Origin of the sequence: Allonocardiopsis opalescens (assembly GCF_003002095.1) — a bacterium.
In the GTDB taxonomy this organism is placed as follows: Bacteria; Actinomycetota; Actinomycetes; order Streptosporangiales; family Streptosporangiaceae; genus Allonocardiopsis; species Allonocardiopsis opalescens.
Window position 1 is genome coordinate 523,876 of sequence record NZ_PVZC01000003.1, and the last position, 19,105, is coordinate 542,980.

General features: G+C 74.8%; 21 protein-coding genes. 17 read left to right on the forward strand and 4 right to left on the reverse strand.

Translation table 11 applies throughout. The features are described 5' to 3' along the window. Window positions 1-60: 60 nt before the first annotated feature. Both CLV72_RS12495 and CLV72_RS12500 read left to right on the forward strand, forming a co-directional pair. Entirely contained in the window at window positions 61-996 is a 936-nt protein-coding gene (locus tag CLV72_RS12495) for a hypothetical protein (RefSeq protein ID WP_146159439.1), read from the forward strand. 289 nt (window positions 997-1,285) lie between these two features. Next, window positions 1,286-1,930 carry a bifunctional DNA primase/polymerase gene (locus CLV72_RS12500; protein ID WP_106244914.1) on the forward strand — a complete coding sequence of 215 codons (645 nt, stop codon included), beginning with the start codon at window positions 1,286-1,288 and terminating at the stop codon, window positions 1,928-1,930. Window positions 1,931-2,133: 203 nt separating this feature from the next. Here CLV72_RS12500 and rraA read toward each other — a convergent pair whose 3' ends face one another. After that, window positions 2,134-2,616, reverse strand: coding sequence for a ribonuclease E activity regulator RraA (gene rraA, locus CLV72_RS12505; RefSeq protein ID WP_106244916.1), 483 nt, complete (start codon window positions 2,614-2,616; stop codon window positions 2,134-2,136). 130 nt (window positions 2,617-2,746) lie between these two features. Between rraA and hemL the strand changes: the two genes are divergently transcribed. The 10 genes from hemL (at window position 2,747) to ccsB (ending at window position 13,117) form a co-directional block, all read left to right on the forward strand. Then, on the forward strand, window positions 2,747-4,045 hold the full coding sequence (gene hemL, locus CLV72_RS12510; protein ID WP_245930128.1) for a glutamate-1-semialdehyde 2,1-aminomutase: 1,299 nt from the start codon (window positions 2,747-2,749) through the stop codon (window positions 4,043-4,045). A 124-nt stretch (window positions 4,046-4,169) separates the two neighbouring features. Then, window positions 4,170-6,947 carry a tetratricopeptide repeat protein gene (locus CLV72_RS12515; RefSeq protein WP_106244920.1) on the forward strand — a complete coding sequence of 926 codons (2,778 nt, stop codon included), beginning with the start codon at window positions 4,170-4,172 and terminating at the stop codon, window positions 6,945-6,947. A 30-nt stretch (window positions 6,948-6,977) separates the two neighbouring features. Next, window positions 6,978-7,610 (forward strand): histidine phosphatase family protein, encoded by a 633-nt coding sequence (locus CLV72_RS12520; protein ID WP_106244922.1) that lies wholly within the window; start codon window positions 6,978-6,980, stop codon window positions 7,608-7,610. Window positions 7,611-7,714: 104 nt separating this feature from the next. Further along, complete coding sequence (locus CLV72_RS12525; RefSeq protein WP_106244925.1) at window positions 7,715-7,984, forward strand: hypothetical protein; 270 nt, start codon at window positions 7,715-7,717, stop codon at window positions 7,982-7,984. Then, entirely contained in the window at window positions 7,977-8,273 is a 297-nt protein-coding gene (locus tag CLV72_RS12530; RefSeq protein ID WP_146159440.1) for a hypothetical protein, read from the forward strand. Before CLV72_RS12525 ends, CLV72_RS12530 begins: the two co-directional genes overlap by 8 nt. Window positions 8,274-8,278: 5 nt before the next feature. Next, the gene (locus tag CLV72_RS12535) at window positions 8,279-8,623 is read left to right on the forward strand and encodes a hypothetical protein (RefSeq protein WP_106244930.1); all 345 of its coding nucleotides are present in this window, start codon (window positions 8,279-8,281) and stop codon (window positions 8,621-8,623) included. Window positions 8,624-8,891: 268 nt separating this feature from the next. Continuing rightward, a complete protein-coding gene (locus tag CLV72_RS12540; protein ID WP_106244933.1) occupies window positions 8,892-9,659 on the forward strand; it encodes a TlpA family protein disulfide reductase in 768 nt (255 codons plus the stop codon). Next, the gene (locus CLV72_RS12545) at window positions 9,656-10,429 is read left to right on the forward strand and encodes a cytochrome c biogenesis CcdA family protein (RefSeq protein ID WP_106244935.1); all 774 of its coding nucleotides are present in this window, start codon (window positions 9,656-9,658) and stop codon (window positions 10,427-10,429) included. The genes CLV72_RS12540 and CLV72_RS12545 overlap by 4 nt, the downstream gene beginning before the upstream one ends. Then, window positions 10,429-12,063, forward strand: a complete 1,635-nt coding sequence (gene resB / locus CLV72_RS12550) for a cytochrome c biogenesis protein ResB (RefSeq protein ID WP_106244938.1) — start codon at window positions 10,429-10,431, stop codon at window positions 12,061-12,063. The genes CLV72_RS12545 and resB overlap by 1 nt, the downstream gene beginning before the upstream one ends. Window positions 12,064-12,067: 4 nt before the next feature. Next, window positions 12,068-13,117 (forward strand): c-type cytochrome biogenesis protein CcsB, encoded by a 1,050-nt coding sequence (ccsB, locus tag CLV72_RS12555; protein ID WP_245930129.1) that lies wholly within the window; start codon window positions 12,068-12,070, stop codon window positions 13,115-13,117. 28 nt (window positions 13,118-13,145) lie between these two features. On the opposite strand, the gene CLV72_RS12560 is transcribed toward ccsB, so the two are convergent. Further along, entirely contained in the window at window positions 13,146-13,493 is a 348-nt protein-coding gene (locus CLV72_RS12560) for a PLD nuclease N-terminal domain-containing protein (protein ID WP_106244940.1), read from the reverse strand. Window positions 13,494-13,704: 211 nt separating this feature from the next. Here CLV72_RS12560 and CLV72_RS12565 point away from each other — a divergent pair, with 211 nt between their 5' ends. Further along, a complete protein-coding gene (locus CLV72_RS12565) occupies window positions 13,705-14,538 on the forward strand; it encodes a hypothetical protein (RefSeq protein WP_245930131.1) in 834 nt (277 codons plus the stop codon). A gap of 53 nt (window positions 14,539-14,591) precedes the next feature. Next, window positions 14,592-14,828, forward strand: a complete 237-nt coding sequence (locus CLV72_RS12570; protein ID WP_106244942.1) for a hypothetical protein — start codon at window positions 14,592-14,594, stop codon at window positions 14,826-14,828. A 147-nt stretch (window positions 14,829-14,975) separates the two neighbouring features. Here CLV72_RS12570 and CLV72_RS12575 read toward each other — a convergent pair whose 3' ends face one another. Beyond that, complete coding sequence (locus tag CLV72_RS12575; RefSeq protein WP_106244945.1) at window positions 14,976-15,179, reverse strand: BldC family transcriptional regulator; 204 nt, start codon at window positions 15,177-15,179, stop codon at window positions 14,976-14,978. Between the two features lie 591 nt (window positions 15,180-15,770). Between CLV72_RS12575 and CLV72_RS12580 the strand changes: the two genes are divergently transcribed. Next, a complete protein-coding gene (locus tag CLV72_RS12580) occupies window positions 15,771-16,073 on the forward strand; it encodes a DUF4229 domain-containing protein (protein ID WP_106244947.1) in 303 nt (100 codons plus the stop codon). 10 nt (window positions 16,074-16,083) lie between these two features. Here CLV72_RS12580 and CLV72_RS12585 read toward each other — a convergent pair whose 3' ends face one another. Next, on the reverse strand, window positions 16,084-17,370 hold the full coding sequence (locus CLV72_RS12585) for a delta-60 repeat domain-containing protein (RefSeq protein WP_106244950.1): 1,287 nt from the start codon (window positions 17,368-17,370) through the stop codon (window positions 16,084-16,086). Window positions 17,371-17,529: 159 nt separating this feature from the next. Here CLV72_RS12585 and CLV72_RS12590 point away from each other — a divergent pair, with 159 nt between their 5' ends. Next, window positions 17,530-18,237 (forward strand): demethylmenaquinone methyltransferase, encoded by a 708-nt coding sequence (locus CLV72_RS12590; RefSeq protein ID WP_106244952.1) that lies wholly within the window; start codon window positions 17,530-17,532, stop codon window positions 18,235-18,237. Window positions 18,238-18,711: 474 nt separating this feature from the next. After that, window positions 18,712-19,074, forward strand: coding sequence for an NADH-quinone oxidoreductase subunit A (locus tag CLV72_RS12595; RefSeq protein WP_106244954.1), 363 nt, complete (start codon window positions 18,712-18,714; stop codon window positions 19,072-19,074). Window positions 19,075-19,105: the final 31 nt, after the last annotated feature.

Sequence of the window (19,105 nt, forward strand, 5' to 3'; positions counted from 1 at the left end):
GCCCGGGGGGCCGGCCGGCCGCTGGGCGGCTGCGCAGATGGCCGTTAGGCTTCCGGAACTGTGAGACGTGCAGCCTCCTTCGCCGCGGCCCTCGTCCTGGTGCTCGCCGCCACGGCCTGCCAGGGCGGCGAGCCCGCCGTCGACGCCTCCGCCGAGCCCGAGGCCGGCGGGCCGGCCTGGGGGGCGACCCCCGACGCCGGGGCGGTCACGCGGCCGGGAGCGCTGCCCGAGGACGCGCCGGCGCTGGCCGCCCTGGTCGCCGAGCAGGTCGCGGCCGCCGGCACGCTGCGCAGCGAGGTCTCGATCACCATCCCGGGGCAGTCCCGCGAGGACACGCTGACGGCCGAGGTCATCACGGGCGAGGAACCCGTCGCCCGCATCACCATCGACCAGTACACCCCCGAGGAGGGCGCGGAGGCCGAGCCGCCGGCCACCGAGCTGATCCTGGCCCAGGACGTCGTCTACGCGCTGCAGGACCAGGCAGCGCTCGAACTGGGCGAACGTCCCTGGATCAGGCTGAGCCGCGAGGAGCTGGCCGCCTACGAGGCCGAACTCGGGCCCTTCGTCGCCATCTTCGACCAGATCTTCGCGATCGCCGAGGAGGCCAGGATGGACGCCTCCACCGAGAACCTGGTCGCGCTGGTGGAGGCCGGCGAGCTGACCGAGGGCCCAGTGGCGGATTCCTCGGAGGGCGCCGCCGCGCAGCGCTACGAGGGCACGGCGCCGATGGCGGTGCTGGGCCGCAACAGCGCCGACGAGGCTTACGACACGCTCATCGAGGAGGGTGTCGACACCGTGGAGTGGACGCTGCTGCTGGACGAGCGGGGGCTGCCGCTCCGCTTCGACGTGCAGGTGGAGGTCGAGACCGGCACCCGGGCGCTGAGCAGCGCCGCCTACTCCGGCTGGGCCGAGCCGATCGACATCGCGCTGCCGCCGGAGGACGAGATCTCGTCGCTGCAGACCCTGGTGGAGGACGCCGGGGAGGGCGGCGGCTGAACCCGCACCGGGCGGCCCCCGCGGCGCCGCCGCGGCCGCGCGGCGGGTAGCGTCGGAGGCGTTGCGGGATACCGTCGCGACCCCCGGGTGGACCGGGTGGCCCGCGGTCCGTCCACGGTGGTGGGCGGGCGCGTGCGCACCCGTCCTTTATCCGGGAGTGCCCCCGCTCGCGGCTCGGTTACCGGCATCATCGAGGTACGCCGGAACTCCCCCGAATCCGCGTGCGGCGAACCCGCGCGCCGGTGGCCGGGGTCCGCGTGCCAGGCAGGCGACACCGACGGGAGCGCGCATGGTCGAGCTGGTCACTCGCAAGGGGCAGCAGCGGGGTCCGAGCCGGACCCTGGCGGCGGCGCTGGAGTACGCGGCGCTGGGCTGGCCGGTGTGCCCGGGCGCGTACCCGCTGCGCGACGGCCCGCGGGCCTGCTCCTGCGACCGGATCGGCTGCCCCGACCCCGGCGGCCACCCGGCGTCGGCGGTGTGGGGCTGGCAGGCCACCACGGAACCGGAGACGATCGGCCGCTGGTGGGCGGCGGAGCCCGAGGCGAACATCGTGCTGCCGACGGGGCGCGTCTTCGACGTCTTCGACGTCCCGGCCGCGGCCGGGGTGATGGCGCTGGCGCGGATGGGGCGCGCGGGCGTCCACGTGGGGCCGGTGGCCGCCTACGACGCGCAGCGCTACCTGTTCTTCGTGGCCACCAGGGGCGCGCCCGAGGACGAGGACGAATGGTGGTCCTGCCACCTGGACTGCTTCCCCGAGACCAACGAGGACGCCCCGGGGCTGCGCTGGCACTGCCGCGACAGTTACGTGATCGCGCCGCCCTCGCGGCTGCCGTCGAGCAACGAGGTGGCCTGGATCCGCCGCCCCGTCGACCGCGAGCTGCCCGACCCGATCGTGGTGCTGGACATCCTGGTCGACGCCTGCGACGAGATGTAGCCGGGCGGGGATCTCGTTCCGGCCCGTCCGGCGCGGGCGGGTGGTCCGGGAAGCCGGGGCCGGTCGGGTGCGGGAAGAAACGCGCCACGGCGTGCGCGGGGGCGCGGTCCGGGCCTTGTGCGGCGCAAGCCGGAGCGGAACGCTGTTGACCAAGGGGCTTCCCCCGCGACGATCCGACGGCCGGTTCCCGCGCCGCCGCCCCCTCACAACCGCCGTTCGGCCACCACGATGCCGTCGGAGTCGCTGTAGAGCCAGGCGCCGGGGCGGAAGACGACGCCGCCGAAGGCGACGGGCTCGTCGGCGGAGCCGGCGCCCGCCTTGGCGGAGCGGCGCGGGTTGGAGCCCAGGGCCTTGACGCCGAGGTGCAGGCCGCGCAGGGCGTCGACGTCGCGGACGGCGCCGTACACCACCACACCGGCCCAGCCGCCCTTGGCGGCGGCGCCCGCGATCACGTCGCCCACCAGGGCCGTGCGCAGCGAGCCGCCGCCGTCGACCACCAGCACCCGGCCCTCGCCGGGGCTGGTCAGCAGCAGCTTGACGAGGGTGTTGTCCTCGTGGCACTTGACCGTGGCGATCGGGCCGGCGAAGGAGCTGCGCCCGCCGTACTGGCGGAACTGCACCTCGCAGCTCTGCAGCTCGTCGCCGTGCCGGTCGATCAGGTCCGCGGTGGCGGGTGCGTCGGTCATGGCGGCTCCTCGTGAGCGAATCGGTTCGGAGAAGGGGCGTCGGACCGCCGATTCTGGCAGCCGCCGCGGCCGGCCGCGCGGACGGGGCGGCCGGTGCGCGCACCGGCCCGGCACCTGCCAGACTGGCCCCGTGGGTACCGAGCGGACGCGATCGCGCGAACTCTTCGACCAGGCCGGCGCCGTCATCCCGGGCGGGGTGAACTCCCCCGTGCGCGCCTTCGGCGCCGTTGGCGGCACACCGCCGTTCATCGTCTCCGGCGACGGCCCCTACATCACCGACGCCGACGGCAACCGCTACGTCGACCTGGTCTGCTCCTGGGGGCCGCTCATCCTGGGCCACGCCCACCCCGAGGTCGTCGCCGCGCTGCGCGAGGCGGCCGGCCGGGGCACCTCCTTCGGCGCGCCCACCCCCGGCGAGGTCGAACTGGCCGCCGAGATCACCGCCCGCGCCCCCGTCGAGCGGGTCCGGCTGGTGAACTCCGGCACGGAGGCGACGATGTCGGCCGTCCGGCTGGCCAGGGGCGTCACCGGCCGCAGCAAGGTGGTCAAGTTCGCCGGCTGCTACCACGGCCACGTCGACGCGCTGCTCGCCTCGGCCGGCTCCGGGGTGGCCACCTTCGCGCTGCCCGACTCCCCCGGCGTCACCGGCGCGGTCGCCGCCGACACCATCGTGCTGCCCTACAACAACCCCGCCGCCGTCGACGCCGCCTTCGCCGCGGCCGGCGCCGAGATCGCGGCGGTCATCACCGAGGCGTGCCCGGCCAACATGGGCGTGGTGCCGCCGCTGGACGGCTTCAACGCCAGGCTGCGCGAGGTCACCGCCGAGCACGGCGCCCTGCTCATCTCCGACGAGGTGCTGACCGGCTTCCGGGTCACCCGCTCGGGCTGGTTCGGCCGCGAGGGCGTCGTCCCCGACCTGATGACCTTCGGCAAGGTCATGGGCGGCGGCCTGCCCGCCGCCGCCTTCGGCGGCCGCGCCGAGCTGATGGACGCGCTCACCCCGTCGGGCTCCGTCTACCAGGCCGGCACCCTGTCGGGGAACCCGCTGGCCACCGCGGCGGGGCTGGCCACCCTGCGCGCCGCCACCGACGAGGTCTACGCCCGCATCGACGCGGTCGCCGCCGCCATCGGCGCCGCCGCCTCGGCGGCGCTCAGCGCCGAGGGGGTGCCGCACCGCCTGCAGACGGCGGGGAACCTCTTCTCGGTCTTCTTCACCGACGGCCCCGAGCCCGTCACCGACTTCGACCAGGCCCGCCGCCAGCACACCGACCGCTTCGCCGTCTTCTTCCACGCCATGCTCGACCGGGGCGTGTACCTGCCGCCGGCCGCCTTCGAGGCCTGGTTCTGCTCCGCCGCCCACGACGACGCCGCCGTGGAGCGCGTCCTCGACGCCCTGCCGCAGGCCGCGCGCGCCGTCGCCGCGATGTGACCCCCGGCCCTCCACCCGTGTCCGTCCGCTGCCATACGGTGAGTGCTGCGGAACGCCACGGGCGGGCGCTGGATCGCCTTGCCCGCCGGGCGATCGGAGCACGGAGCGGCTTGGGAGTGTCCGGATGCGCAGTGGCCCGCCGGAGGTACGCCGGGGCGGCAGAGGCTTCCTCCAACGCCTGCGGACGCGCCGCATCTGGGCGGGCACCGCCGCCGTCGTCGTCTTCCTGAGCGCCATCGTGGTGGAACTCGGCGCGCTGCCGTGGATCGGCACCCTGGGCGGCTGGGGCCTGGGCATGGTGATCGGCACCGGGGTGCTCTTCGCCTTCCTCGCCGCCTTCACCGACCCCATCCCGCGCGACCGCAGCGCCTCCTTCGAACGCACCCTGGTGCCGCGCCAGCTGCCCAAGGACTCCGAGGGCCTGGTCGGGCGCCGCGCCGAACTCGCCACGCTGGCCGCGCACTTCCAGCGCTTCCCGCGCCCGGCGATGCGCGCGCCGATGGCCAACCTGGCCCGCTGGTTCCGCCGGCTGGCCCGGGGCGGCCGTCCCAACGGGCCGCTGGTGGTGGCCGTCTACGGCCCGGGCGGCACCGGCAAGACGGCGATCGCCACCCGGCTGGCGCACCAGGTCGCCGACCGCTTCCCCGACGGCCAGCTCTACGTGAACCTGCGCGGCGCCGGCGGGCAGCACGGCCGCCGCCCGCAGACCGTGATCAACGACTTCCTGCAGGCCTTCGGCGCCCGCCCGCCCACCGACCTGGGCGGCCTGGAGGCGCTGGCCCGGCTGTGGCGCACCCACACCTTCGGCCGCCGGCTGCTGATCTTCCTGGACAACGCCAAGGACGAGGCGCAGGTGCGCGCGCTGCTGCCCAACGGCTCGCGCTGCGCCGTCATCGTCACCAGCCGCCAGGAGCTGGCGCTGGGCGCGGCCGAGACGGTGCACCTGTCCGGGCTCGAGCCCGACGACGGCCTACGGCTGCTGGCCCACCTCGCCGGGCCCGAGCGGATCGATGCCGAGCCCGAGGCGGCGCGGGCCATCCTGCGCGTGTGCGGCGACCTCCCGCTGGCGATCAGCGTCTGCGGCGGCCTACTCCACCGCAACCAGGACTGGCGGGCCTCCTTCCTGGCCATGAAGCTCTCCGAGGACCTCGGCCCGGTGCTGGACGGCGTCCGGGCCAGCGTCATGGTCAGCTACGACGCCCGCACCGAACAGGAGAAACGGCTGCTGCAGTTCCTCTCCTTCCTCGACGTCGACTCCTTCCCGGAGTGGATCGGGGTGCCGCTGCTGCCCTGCGAGCCGCGCGAGTCGCGGCAGCTGCTGGAGCGGCTGGCCCGGCAGAGCCTGGTCGAGACGGTCGCCGTCGACGGCACCGACACGCTGAGATACCGGCTGCACGACCTGGTGCGGGCGGTGCTGCTGGACCTGTGGCAGGAGAGTACCCCGCGCCTGGCCCGGCCCAGCTGGTGGCCGCGGCTGCCCTGGCAGGGGGACGCCACCGTCGAGCGGCGCGCCGCGCTGGTCCGGGTGATCGACCTCTACGCCCGGCTGGCGCGCCGCGCCGCCGCCGCGCGCTGGCCGCAGGACTGGGCGACCGGATCGCCGCCCGGCATGGGGAGGACCGACGAGCCGGCGCCGCCGCTGGGCCGCGACAACGCCGGCGCCCGCCCGGCGCTGTGGCTGGCGGCCGAGCGGCGCACCCTGCTGTTCTGCCTGGACCAGGCCGAGGACCTGGGCGAGTGGGGGCTGTGCTGGCAGATCAGCCGCGCGCTGGCCTCGCTCTGCCACTCGCTGCGCAGCTACTGGACCGACTGGGACGCCGCCACCGAGGCGGGGCTGCGCGCCGCCGGGCAGGTGGGCAGCCCGCTGGCCCGCGCCATCGCCCAGCTGGACCGGGCCGCGCTGCTCAACGGGCGCGGCGACTACCAGGAGTCGGGGCGGCTCGGCGAGCTGGCCAGGCGGACCTTCCTGGCCGAGCGGCACCCGCTGTGGGCGGCCCGCGCGCTGCGCACCATCGGCATGAACAAGCGGCTGCTCGGCGACCTCGACGACGGCCGCACCGAACTGGCGCGCGCCATCGAGGAGTTCGAGCGGGCCGGCGATCCCTGGTGGCGGGCCAGGACCCTGCGCAACCTGGCCGAGGTGTACGAGTTCGAGCAGGACTACGCGCGGGCGGGCGAGCTGCTCGAGGAGGCGCTGGCCGTGTTCCGCGCCGGGAACAACCGCTACTCAGAGGCGCAGACCCTGCGCGCGCTCGGCGAGGTGCACAGCGCCCAGGGCGACCACGACCGGGGCGCGGAGCGGATCGAGGCCGCGATGGACCTGTTCCTGGAGCGCGACGAGCGCTGGGACCTCGCCCGCTGCCTGCGCGCCAAGGGCGAGATGAACCGCCCGGGCGCCGCCGACGACGAGTGGGACAGCCTGGACGCCGCCGAGAAGCTGCTGGAGCGCCTCGGCGACCAGTGGGGGGTGGCGCGCACCCGCTGGGCCAAGGCGCGGGCGCTGGCCCGCCGCGACCGGTCCGCGGAGGCGGGCCGGGAGTTCCGGCGCTGCGCCCGCACCTTCGCCGAACTCGGCGACAACTGGTGGTGCGCCCGGTCACGGCGGGCCGAGGCCGAGACCTACATCGAGGCCGGCCGCTACACTGACGCGCTGCTGCCGGCCCGCGCCGCCCTGGAGGTCTACCAGGGGCTGGACAACACGGCGGGGACGGCGCGCGCCCACTACGTGCTCGGAATGGCCCTGCTCGGCGCGGGCGAACTGCTCCAGGCGCCCGAGCAGGCCAGGGCGGCGCTGGACCTGTACCGGCGGCTCGGCAACGAGGCCGGCGTGCGCCGCGCCAGGGCGCTGCTGGACGAGGCGTCCGGGTCCGATTCCGGACGCGACGGGCGGGCGGGGACATAGCTCGATATCGAGCGGCTAAGCTGCCGTCCGATGAGCGAAACGACAGTCGTGCACCTGCTCAGGCATGGTGAGGTGCACAATCCCGAGGGCGTCCTCTACGGGCGGCTGCCCGAATTCCACCTCAGCGACAACGGCCGGAACATGGCCAAGGCCGTGGCCGGGTGGTTCGCCGGGCACGACGTCGTCGCGCTGTACTCCTCCCCGCTGGAGCGGGCGCAGGAGACCGCCGAGCCGATCTCCGAGGCCTTCGGACTGCCGATCCACCTGGACGAGCGCCTGGTCGAGGCGGGCAACCGGCTCCAGGGCAAGATCGTCAACCGCGACGCGCTGCGCGACCCGCGCACCTGGCGCTACCTGTACAACCCGGTCCTGCCGTCCTGGGGCGAGCCCTACCACGAGATCCGCCGCCGGATGGTGGCGCAGATCCGCGCCGTCCGCGCCGAGGCGCGCGGCCGCGAGGCCGTCTGCGTCAGCCACCAGCTGCCCATCTGGATCACCCGCCGCGCCTCCGAGGGCCGCCGCCTGTGGCACCGCCCCGACCGCCGCCAGTGCGCCCTCGCCAGCGTCACCAGCCTCACCTTCGAACACGACCGCCTGGTCAGCGTCTCCTACACCGAACCCGCCGCCGGCCTCATCGTCGACTCGGGCCCGCCGGGGGCGTGAGCGGCGCGGGCAGGGGTGATCACGGGCCGTAGCGGGTATCGGCTGCGCGCGGCGGCCGGGTGGAGGGGCCGGGCAGGCCGCGCACCCCTGTTGAGGAGCAGGCCATGGCCGAAGGCCGGCAGGCCGACCCGTCCGCCGCGTTCGCGCGGCGGTTGGGGAAGTCGGCGAAGGAGCTGGGGGAGTCGAAGGTAGAGGATGACTGCCCGGACATCTGGGAGCTGGACAACGGGGATGTCGCGGTGATCGGACGTGACCTCACGGCCTCCTATGCGGCGCGGCTGCCCGCCGATGTGCGGATTGCCGCGAACGAGCGCTTGGTCGTCATTCCGGGCACGATGCTGCGGTCGGCGAAGCCGGATATCCCCGATGCCTGACGCGGCGGCCCTCCGGCTCGATTCGGCAATGGGCGAGCGGCTGGCCAGGCCGGAGTACCGGCGCGATTTCCGTGACAGGCACGCGCCCTTCCGTAACCGGCGGTCCTGGAAGTTCGAGCGTCGGCAGCACTTCGAGGAGGCCGACCCCAGCCGGGAGGCGCTGCGCGGACGCGACGGCGAGCAGGCCCGGCGGCACGCGGCCGAAGCGCTGCGCCTGTTCGCGCGGTACGACGGCCCCCGGGCGCCGGCCGCCCGCGAACGCCTCGGGACGGACCACGGAGGAAGGTGACGCCCATGAACCCCCACGATCCGCACGTGCACGTCCGGTCGGATGTGATCGGGGCCGACGCGGCCGCACGCGACATGATGGCGGCCACCTTCGGTCTTGTCGGCGAGCTGCCGAGCATCGTCGGCACCGGGTGCGGGCTGCGGGTGCCCTACGCGGCGACCTCGCCGAACCCCGACCGGGTCACCTGCCTGGCCTGTCGGGAGCATGGGCGGGCCGAGCACCTGCGGCTGGCCGAGCAGGTGGAGCGGCTGAGCCGGATGCCCGGGTCGGTCATCGGCGCGGCCGAGGCGGCGGCCGCCGCCTCGGGGCACCGCGAGCGGGCGGAGCGCTTCGCCGAGCCGCCCGGCTGACCTGCTCGGCGGCGCAAGGCAGCGGACCCGCGGGCCCGCTGCGCGCCATCTCCTGGTCCGAGCCCGCTCCCGCGCGCTTCTACTCCGCCGACCCCCACCCCCGCACGTTCTACTACGCGGTGTCGTTTACGCTGCCATTGAGCGGGGCGCTGGCTCCGCGCCGGACGCCGGGTGACCGGACGTCCCGTGACCGTCGCCGACGACCCGTATCGAGGTTCCGACCGTGCCCTCCGAGCCTCCCGCATCCCCGGTGCCCGCAGCGTCCGCAGTGCCTCCCGCGGGCGGGCGGCGGTCCGCCGCGCTGCCGCGCCTGCTCGCCGCCGCCGCGGCCGGCCTGCTGCTGCTGGCCGGGTGCGCCGACGACCCCACGACGGTGAGCAGCGCCGGGTACATCGAGGGCGACGGGTCCGTGACGACCTACCCCGTCGCCGAGCGGCAGCCGGCGCCCGAGGTGAGCGGGGAGACCCTGGACGGCGAGCCGCTGGACCTGGCCGACTACCGGGGGCAGGTCGTGGTGGTGAACTTCTGGGCCAGCTGGTGCCCGCCGTGCCGGGCCGAGACCCCGGCGCTGGAGGAGGTCTACACCGAGAACCGGGACCGGGGCCTGGCCTTCGTCGGCATCGACTTCAAGGACACCCGCACGGCCGCGCAGGCCTTCGTGCGCAACTATGGGGTGAGCTACCCGAGCCTGTACGACCAGCCGGGCCTGATCGCGCAGTCCTTCCACGGCACGGTGCCGCCCGCCGCGATCCCGAGCACCCTGGTGATCGACCGCGAGGGGCGGATCGCCGCCCGGGTGATCGGCTCCACCACCTACACCGGTCTGACCGAGCTGGTCGAGCCGGTGCTGGCGGAGGGCGAGCCGGACGGTGCGCCCGCTGACGGGTCCGCCGAGCCGAGCCCGGCGGGCGACGGCACCGCCTCGGCGCCGGCGCCGGACGCCACCGGCCTGGGCGAGCCGAACGGGCCGCGCCTCGACACGTCGGCGCCGACGGCGATTCCTGAGCAGACCGCCTACGCCGAGGGCGCCCCGTGACGATCGCCGAGACCGTCACCAGCGGCTCGCTGCTGCTCGCGGCGCCGCTCGCGCTGCTGGCCGGCCTGGTGTCCTTCCTGTCGCCGTGCGTGCTGCCGCTGGTGCCGGGCTACCTGTCCTACGTCACCGGCATGTCGGGCGCGGCGCTGGCCCGGCAGAACGGCGCCGCCGCCCCGGCGCGGCGCGAGCCGGGCCGCGGCCACCTGCTGCTGGGCAGTGTGCTGTTCATCCTCGGCTTCTCCGCGGTGTTCGTCTCCGCCGGGCTGTTCTTCGGCGGCGTCGGCGGGCAGTTGCTGGCCTACTCCGACGTGCTCACCCGCGTGCTGGGCGGGGTCACCATCCTGCTCGGCCTCGCCTTCATGGGCTTCCTGCCCGGCCTGCAGCGCGAGTGGCGCTTCGAGCGGCTGCCCGCCGCCGGACTGGCCGGGGCGCCGCTGCTGGGGGTGCTGTTCGGGCTCGGCTGGACGCCGTGCATCGGCCCCACCCTGGCCGCCGTGCAGACCCTCGCCTTCACCAGCGCCAGCGCCGGCCGGGGCGCGCTGCTGTCGCTGGTGTACTGCCTCGGCCTGGGCATCCCCTTCGTCCTGGCCGCCCTGGGCTTCCGCTGGGCGCTGGGCGCCTTCAGCGCCGTCAAGCGGCACTACCGCGCGGTCACCCTGGCCGGCGGCGGCCTGCTGGTGCTGATCGGCGTGCTGCTGGTCACCGGCGTGTGGGGCGAACTCACCCTGGTCCTGCAGATCTGGGCCGCGAGCTACGCGACGGTGATCTGATGGCGCGACCCGCACCCCCCACCGAGACCGGCCCCGCGGGCCCGTCCGGTCCGCCGCCCCCGGGGGACACCCCGCCCGGCGACTCCGCCCCCCGCCCGCCGGGGCGGCTCGGCCTGGTGGGCTGGCTGCGCTGGGCCTGGCGGCTGCTCACCACGATGCGGGTCGCGCTGATCCTGCTCTTCCTGCTCGCGCTGGCCGCGGTGCCCGGCTCCTTCCTGCCGCAGCGCGGCGTCAGCCCCAGCGACGTCGCCGCCTACTACGCCGACAACCCCGAGCTGGCCGCGCTGCTGGACACCCTGTGGCTGTTCGACGTCTACAGCGCGCCCTGGTTCGCCGCCATCTACCTGCTGCTGTTCACCTCGCTGGTCGGCTGCGTGGTGCCGCGCGCCGCCAAGCACTGGCGCGACATGCGGGCCCGCCCGCCGGCCGCCCCGGCCCGGCTGGACCGGATGCCGTACTCGGCCTCGTTCAGCACCGGCGCCTCCCCGGCGGAGGTGCTGGACCGGGCGCAGGAGGTGCTGCGGGGCTTCCGCACCGACCGGACCGACGGCTCCGTGGCCGCGGAGAAGGGCTACCTGCGCGAGACCGGCAACGTCGTCTTCCACATCGCGATGCTGGGCCTGCTGGCCGCGGTGGCGGCCGGCTCGCTGTTCGGCTACCGGGGCAACATCCTGCTCACCGAGGGCGACGGCTTCGCCAACACGGTCGCCTCCTACGACGCCTACTACCCGGGCTCCCAGGTGCGGCCGGGCGACCTCCAGCCCTTCTCCTTCACCCTGGACGGCTTCGACGCCGCGTTCATCGACGAGGGCCCCCGCACCGGCCAGCCGGTCGACTTCACCGTGGAGACCAGCTTCCGCACCCGCCCGGAGGCGCCCGAGGAGCGGTACACGCTGCGGGTCAACCAGCCGCTCGACGTCGACGGCGCCCGCGTCTACCTGGTCAACCACGGCTACGCCCCCGAGTTCCGGGTCACCGACGGCAACGGCGACGTGGTGCTGGACCAGGCGGTGCCCTTCATCCCGCCGCAGGCGGGCGCCTTCTTCGGCGAGGGCGTCATCAAGGTGCCCGACGCGCGCCCCGAGCAGCTGTCCTTCCTCGGCGCCTTCTACCCCTCCGCCGAGGAGTCGGCCGAGGCGCCCGGGCAGCTCGGCTCGGCCTCCCCCGAGGACGCGAACCCGATGGTGGCCCTCCAGCCCTACCGGGGCGACCTGGGCCTGGACTCCGGCGAGCCGCAGTCGGTGTACGAGCTGCCCACCGAGAGGCTGGAGCCGCTGGGCGAGCAGCTGACCCTCGCCCCCGGCGACAGCGTCGAGCTGCCCGACGGCACCGGCACGATCACCTTCACCGGCTACCGCGAGTGGGCCGCCTTCCAGATCACCAGCGACCCCGGCCGGGTGCCCGCGCTGGTGTCGGCGGTTCTCATCACCGCCGGCCTGGTGCTCACCCTCACCGTGCGCCGCCGCCGCTACTGGGTGCGCGCCGAGACCGGCCCCGACGGGCGCACCCTGGTGCGGGTCGGCGGGCTGACCAAGACCGAGAACGGCGCCGCCGCGGCGGAGTTCCACGACCTCACCACCACGCTGCGCGACCGCCTGGCCGGCGGCTCCGCGTCCCGTCCGAACGGAGAGTAGCCCGGTGCTGTACGCGCTAGCCGACACCGCCCCGACCACCGAGGTGAACCAGGGCCTCGCCGACCTCAGCGACACCCTGGTCCTGGTGACCATCCTGCTGTACGCGGTGGCGCTGTTCGCCTTCGCCGCCGAGGCCGCCTACGGCCGCCGCACCCGCGTCGCGGCCGCCCGGATCCCCGCCATGGCGGGGAGCGCCGCGGCCGGCGACGCGCGGGTCCGCGACACCGAGCCCGACCTGGGCGGCGCCGTCGACGAACTCCAGGTGCGGGTGCGCGACGCCGAACCCGACACGCTGGCCGCCCGGCACCCGATCGGCCGGGTCGCCATGGTCGTCACGGTGCTGGGCCTCATCGCCCAGGCCGGGCAGATCATCAGCCGGGGCCTGGCCGCGGACCGCTGGCCCTGGGGCAACATGTTCGAGTTCGTGGTCGCGATCACCCTGTGCGCGGTGGCCACGTTCGTGTACGTGGCGGTGCGGCACCGCGCCTACTACCTGGGCGCCTTCGTGATGGTGCCGGTCGTGCTGCTGCTGGGCATCGCGGTCCGCTGGCTCTACACCGAGGCCGCCCCGCTGGTGCCCGCGCTGCACTCGCCGTGGATCGCCATCCACGTGTCGGCCGCGATCATCGCCACCGGCGCCTTCGTGGTGTCGGGCGCGACCACCGTGATGTACCTGCTGGCCGACCGGGCCGAACTGCGGGCCAGGGCGGGCCAGGCCGTGCGCGGCGTGGTGGCGAAGCTGCCCGCCGCCGAGATCCTGGACCGGCTCTCGCACCGCACGATCGTCTTCGCCTTCCCGCTGTGGACCTTCGCGATCATCGCCGGCGCGATCTGGGCGGACGAGGCCTGGGGCCGGTTCTGGGGCTGGGACCCCAAGGAGGTCTGGTCCTTCATCACCTGGGTGGTCTACGCCGGCTATCTGCACGCCCGCGCCACCGCGGGCTGGCGGGGCCGCAAGGCCGCGGTCATCTCCCTGATCGGGGCCGCGGCCCTGCTGTTCAACTTCTTCGGCGTCAACTACCTCTTCAGCGGCCTGCACTCCTACGCGGGCTGACGGCCCGGGCGCGCCGGCCCGCGGGGGCTCACTCCTCGGGGTCGGCGCGCCGCTCGTCGAGGCGGCGGAGGAACTCGGGGTCGTCGTCGGGGCCGAGCGGCGCCGCTCCGCCGGACGCTCCGTGCGCCGGGCGGCCGCCGGTGAGCAGGCCGCCGCGCGCCGACGGGGGCGCGCCGCCGAGGTCGATGAGCGGGCTCGGCCGCCCCAGCAGCAGCCACAGCAGCGCGCCGACCACGAAGCCGAGCAGGATGACCGCCAGCCACACCAGCTTGGGGAGGTGACGGACCTCCTCGGCACGGGCGGTCACCGCGTCGAAGAAGGCGTAGACCCACACGACGATCGAGACCAGGGTCAGAAGAACGCTGAACACCACCATGCCTTTCAGCGTATCCCCGCATCCGCCGTGACCCGGTGAGGATCCGGACACGTGAAGGGCTATCCCAACCGGTCGCGCTTGTCTACTCTGGCGGTGACGGTCCGTGTTCCCGGCCCGGCCCGACCCCGGGGCGGCGCGCGGCGCCGCCGCCCGTGCACGTCCGCTCCAGCCCGCTCGCCCCTCGCTTCCCCCGTCGAGGAGGTGGCCGCCCGTGCGGCTCTTCGACCGCCTGCGCCGGATGGTGTCCGACACGGCCCCCGTCGGCGCGGCGCCTCCCGACACCGCCGACCGCGCCGCCGCGCCCGAACCGGCCGACCCGCCGCACTCCTCGGAGCTGGCCGGTCCCGGCCGCCGCGCCGCCGAGGACCCCGTCCGCTGGATGGACATCGAGCTGGACGACCCGCTGCCGCGCGCCGCGCCGCACGGCCCCGACGCCCCCGACCCCAGGGACGGCCGCCGGCACTGCGGCGCCGTCGAGGACGTCCTGTACCGGCAGTGGGACCCTGACGGCGGCCCGCCGGGGCCCGAGGTGGTCCGCGCGATCGACAGCCTCGCCGCGCTGCCCGAGCACCTCAAGGAGCTGCTGGCCGACGGCCTGGACGGCATCTACGTGGGCCCGGGCGGGGTGCCGGAGCTGGACGACATGGGCCACCTGCGCGGCCGGCCGCTGCCCTCGGGCCAGGCCAGCTGGGACATCTGCGCGGGCGCGTACGGCGACCGCACCGTGGTGGTGGGCGACCGCCCGTCGCCCACCCCCGACGTGATGATGCACGAGATCGGCCACGCCATCGACGACGTCGACGCGCCGCCCGGCGAGTGGCTGTCGGACAGCCCGCAGTTCCGGGCCGTCTACGAGCGGTGCCTGCCGCACCTGGCGTCGGACTACCACCGGCAGGAGGGCGAGCTCGGCCGGCGGGAGTTCTTCGCCGACGCCTTCGCCGCGATCACCTCGCGGCAGCGCCCGGCGCTGCTGGACATGCTGGGCGGCGATACCCGGGCCGGTATGGACGTCATGCTCTACTTCAACCGCCGCTACGAGATCTAGGCTGGTGGCCGCCGTGCCGCCAGGCAGCAGGCAACGCGACCGGGGGTGAAGCGATGTACGTGATCCGACTCGCCGACGGGCGGCTGCTGGTGCCGCGCAGCGCCGTCGCCGACGACGGCACGCTGGGCGACGCGTACGAGGAGGTCGGCCCCGACCACCCCGAGTACGCGCGGCTGGCGGAGGGGGCGCTGACGGAGGAGGAGTGGGAGGAGCGGCGCCGGGGCTGGCGCGAGGGCGATGAGTCGCTGCGCCGCCAGTTCGAGGAGTGGCGGGCCGGCCAGGAGCCCTGAGCGGCGGCGCGAGGGAGCTTCGAAGGGGTGCGCGGTGGTGGCTGAGGGGGCGCGCACCCGCTTCGCCGCTAGCGGTCGTCCGGCCGACCACCGGCCGGGCGGAGTGGGTTCAGGGCGACCGCCGGGCTGGGCGGCCGGCCTGGGTGGTCAGCGGGCGGCCTCGCTGGACTCGGCGACCTCGCCGCGCAGCAGCGCGCGCACCTCTGACTCGCGGAACCGTCGGTGCCCACCCGGCGTGCGTATGCTGCTGATCCGGCCGGCCGCGGCCCAGCGGGTCACGGTCTTGGGGTCGACACGGAACAGTGACGCGACCTCTCCGGGTGTCAGCAGGCGTTCACTTCGGCTCTCCACGTGGTGATCCCCCTTAGGCCCCGCCGCTGGGACGGGTGACTGTGCTGTCGAAAGTGGTGGTCGGGCTTTCGGGCCGTCGGCGAGACGCGCCGAGGCTCACAGTCGGGCCGCGTGAGGCTCCGCACCAGTCTCACGCGAGACGCCTACTGGGTGAGAGTGTGCGAGGGTGGTACGCACCCAGAAGGTGATCTTCTCCCTACTCCCTGCTGCTCCCTGGCTCCCCAGGGTCGGCGGTGTCCCCGCCCACTCCAAGTGTGCCGCCGGTGGCCCGATTCATCCCTAGTTTTCGGAAAACTGGGCGTAAGTGGTTGATTTCACGCAACACGTGATACGAACGTGATCTTCTAAGCCGCTTAACAGTGCTGGTCGCGGCGGTTTCGCCCGGATATATGGAGATCCGCGCCCGGAGCGGCCCGGAGCGGCCCGGAGCGTCCCAGGCGGCCTCCGCCCGGTCCGCCGGACCGGGCGGGCCGGGCCGAAATCCCCGGGCGGCGGGGGCGTGCGGGGCGGCGGCCGGCGCACCCCGGGGCGGGTTACCGTGGGGGGAAGCGACGGGGCCCCGTCGACCGCTCCGGCCGAGGCAGTCCAGTCATGCGTTCCTTCCTCATGTACACCGCGGCGCGCGCGCTGCTGTTCGCGCTCACCTTCGGCGTCCTGTACCTGCTGGGCGCCAGGGGGGTCCTCGCGATCGGCCTCGCGCTGCTGATCAGCATGCCGATCAGCTACGTCCTGCTGTCCAACCTGCGCGACCGGCTGTCGGCGGCGCTGGTCGACGGCACCGGGCGGCTGCGCGGCGGCCTGGCCGCCGGCGCCGCGGCCGAGGACGCCCCGGCTCCGGCGCGGCCCGAGCGCCCCGCCGCCCCGGCCGAGGGCGGCCCGGCCGCGGCCGGCTGAGCCGCCGCGATCAGCCGAGCGGGAACATCCCCAGCCGGGCGTGGAACTCCCCGGCCAGCCGCTCGGTGTCGCTGCCGACCAGCAGCCCGTCGGGGACGGCGGTCAGCGCGAGCACCCCGTGGCCGCGGTCGCGGCCGGGGTTCCACGGCAGCGCCCGGCCGGTCGCCGGGTCGAGCGCGGCGATGCCGGAGCGCTCCACCGAGCCCGGGCACGCCTCCTTGAAGCAGCCCGCGTTGTCGTGCCAGCGCTGGTGGCCGCCCACGTACACGGCCGGCCCGGTGGCGGCGACGGCGTACAGCGAGTGGCCGCCGGTGTGGTTCACCCAGGTGGGGTGGAGGCCGGCGCGGTCGGTGCGGGTCTCCCAGCGGCTGGCGGAGTAGCACAGCTCGCCGCCGCTGACGGGGTTGCCGGTGGTCACCACCACGAAGTAGGAGCCGTCGGGGGAGAAGGCCATCTGCCGCATGTTGGTGGACAGGTGCGGCAGGCCGCAGTCGTGCCGGAAGTCGCGGGTGGCCCAGCCGGTCACCCGGGCGTCGGCCCCGGTGACGTCGAGCATGGCGATCTGCTCGCGGGTGTGCCCGTCGACGCGCTGGAAGTCGCCGTTGACCACCAGCCGGGAGCCGTCGGGGCTGAGCGCCAGCTCCGACAGGCGCGGCGCCGACTCCCCGCGCGGGTGGGAGAGTTCCAGCGCGAAGCCCTCGTCCACCGCGCCCGTCTCGGCGTCCAGCCGGGCCAGGCCGGTGCGCGGCCGGCCGCCGACCGCGGTGAAGGAGCCGCCGGCGTACAGCTCGCCGCCGTGCTCGGCGAGCGAGGTGACGGTGCCGTCCGTCGTGGCGCCGAACTCCGCCGCGGCCTCGCCGTCGGCGGCGTCCAGCCGGGCCAGCCCGCGGCTGGGCTCGCCGTTGACCTCGGTGAAGGAGCCGCCCAGGATGACGCTGCCGCCCGGCCCGGCCACCACCTTGCGCACGGTGCCGTCCACCTCGGGCCGGAACCGGGGGTCCACGGCGCCGGTGCGGTGGTCGTAGGCGAAGATGTTGCTCCGCCGCAGCTCCTCGTCGTCGCCGTGCTCGCGCACCCGGGTGAAGTCCCCGGCGACCACCACCCGGCGGCCGACCACCGCGATGGACCACACCTGTCCGTCCAGCACGTGCGGGGTGTGCGCCACCGGGTCCTCGGAGACGACGCCGGGGTGCGCGACGGGGGCCGCCGGATGCGCCGGCGCCGCCGGACCGGCCAGCGCGAGCGCGAAGGCGGCGAGCGCCCCGCCCGCCCCCGCGACGAATCGACTACGGCGCATCACTCAAGCCCTCCACGGAAGAGTTCGTCACTGTCGAGAGCAAGAACACTACAGAAAGTGATAAGCGCATGTCGGGGATTGCCGATGGCGGACCGCCGCCCGTCTGGGCGGGCGCGGACCCCGCCGCGCCGCGCACGCCGGGTATGACACGCTGAGGGCATGACCCGTGCCTCCCTCGACAAGAGTCCCCGCGACGTCGCGGCGATGTTCGACCGCACCTCCGAGCGGTACGACCTCATGAACGCGCTCATGGCGGCGGGGCGCACGCGGATGTGGCGCCGGGAGACGGCGCGCGCCGTCGACGCCTACCGCGGCGAGCGGGTGCTCGACATCGCGGCCGGCACCGGCACCTCCTCGGCCGCCTTCACCGAGCGGGGCGCCTCCTGCGTGGCCTGCGACTTCTCGCTGGGCATGCTGGAGGTCGGCCGGCGGCGGCGCGGCGGCGCCTCGGCGGGCGGCGTCACCTTCGTGGCCGGCGACGCGCTGCGGCTGCCCTTCGCCGACGAGAGCTTCGACGCGGTCACCATCTCCTTCGGGCTGCGCAACATCGCCGACACCGCCGCGGCCCTGCGCGAGATGCGCCGGGTCACCAGGCCGGGCGGGCGGCTGGTGGTCTGCGAGTTCAGCCACCTCGCCCCCGAAGCGCTCGACCGCCTGTACCGCCAGTACCTGATCCGGGTCATCCCGCTGGTGGCCCGCGCGGTGTCGTCCAACCCCGACTCCTACGACTACCTGGCCGAGTCCATCCAGGACTGGCCCGACCAGCCCGCGCTGGCGGCGCTGATGCGGGCGGCGGGCTGGCGGTCGGTGGCCTGGCGCAACCTCACCTTCGGAGTGGTGGCGCTGCACCGGGGGTACCGCCTGTGAGCGCGCACCCGGCCGCGGAATTTGGAAAGACGGTCGTTGCGGAAATGGCTGGAATAGCCGGCCCGGGCCGCGCGGCGCGAAAATCAAATAACATTTCCGCAAATCATCCGGCCGTACGGGCCCGCCTGTGCATGGCCGGAACCCGCCCGCGGCCGGGCCTGAGGGCCGAAGAGCCTGCGGGACCGGCTGAAACGGACACCGGGCGGGCCGGTACGCCGATGAACAGGGCGGTTCGCCGCCCGCTCGGGAAAGGTCTAGACTTCCGGCGATAGGTTTGTGAAGTCGTTCACAAGAGAACGACCGGGCATTCCGATCGGCGAGCCGCCTCGGCCCGCACACCGTGACTCCCGGGCCACGACACAACAGCCACAGGCCAGCAGTCAGGATCCGAACTCGTGACCGAGCGCAGCGCCGCCCACAGGCGGCCAGGACGGGGCACCGGGGTGCCCCCGGTGGGGAAGGGAGCCTAAGCCGATGGACAGCTACGCGCCGATCCTGGTGCTGGGGGTCATCGCGGTCGGCTTCGCCGCCTTCTCGGTGGTCTTCGCCGGGCGCCTGGCCGGCCCGCGCCGCTACAACCGCGCCAAGCTGGACGCCTACGAGTGCGGGATCGAGCCCACCCCCCAGCCCAGCGGCGGCGGCCGGTTCACGGTCAAGTACTACCTGACGGCGATGCTGTTCATCGTCTTCGACATCGAGATCATCTTCTTGTACCCGTGGGCCGTGCACTACCAGGCCCTCGGCTGGTTCGGGTTCTTCGCCGTGCTGCTGTTCCTGGTGAACGTCTCGATCGCGTACGCCTACGAGTGGCGGCGCGGCGGGCTGGAGTGGGACTGATGGAGCCGGCGCCACGCAGCGGTCCGGTGCG